Annotated in this window: 1 protein-coding gene; it reads left to right on the forward strand. The window is 61.2% G+C overall.

All coding sequences use genetic code 11. From position 1 onward, the window contains the following. Positions 1-920: ABC transporter ATP-binding protein (locus AB5405_RS09850; protein WP_368138365.1), on the forward strand; the 920-nt coding region annotated here is incomplete at its 5' end. Positions 921-925 lie beyond the last annotated feature (5 nt).

A 925-nucleotide genomic window follows, 5' to 3' on the forward strand; every position in this document is an offset into this window, starting at 1 on the left:
ATTCGGCACTGGGGCATAACGCCGTGCTCGGGCTCCTGCCGCTGGCCGTGTTCTCGCCTATCGAGGCCACGGGTTACGTAGGATGCTTCCCGACAGAATTCATCGGCTCCGGTTCGGGCAGCGCATCGATGCTTGCCGTGGCCCTGGCATACGTCGCGGTCCTTTTCGCGGTCGGCGCCGTTGCGGCACGTTCGCCCAAACAGGCTGGACCCGCGAAAAAGCACCATGGGCTCGAGCTCCTGGACGCGAGCGTGGGATACGGAAGCACGACGATACTTTCAATCGGGTCGCTTTTCCTGAGCCCGGGAACGGCGGCGGGGCTCGTCGCTCCCAACGGCTCGGGGAAAACCACCCTTCTTGAAGCGCTGTCGGGCCAATTTCCCACCCGCATCCGCTCGGGAAGCCTGGCGGCAGACGGAATCTGCCAACGTCAATCAGCCGAATTCGCAGAACTCGTCTACCTGAGCTCTTCGGGCAGCGCGGATCTCTATCCCACGCTATCGGCCATCGAGCACCTTGCTTTCGTTAGGGAGGCGTGGAAATCGGCCACCGACATCGACTCGCTCTGCAGCTCCCTCGGAATCTCCCCATATCTCGACAAGCCGACCCGTAAACTCTCGACGGGAATGAGGCAGCAGGTAAAGCTTGCCATGGCGATATCGACCGATTGCCCGTACCTCATCCTCGATGAACCGCTGAACGGCCTCGATCCGGGAAAGCGGAAAACCTCCTGCGACGCGATGCGCAGCGAGGTGGCGCGGGGACGAAGCGTGCTCATTTCAAGCCATCTGCTCGACGACCTGGCAGACCTCACCAACTCGTTCTACTTCATCGAGGCCGGCACGCTCGTGGAAAAGACCGAGTCGTCCTCGCAGACGCTCAAGCAGGAATACCTCGATACATACGAGCGAGGTGAATGACATGA

The organism is Collinsella aerofaciens (genome assembly GCF_040920445.1).
Taxonomy (GTDB): Bacteria; Actinomycetota; Coriobacteriia; order Coriobacteriales; family Coriobacteriaceae; genus Collinsella; species Collinsella aerofaciens_BH.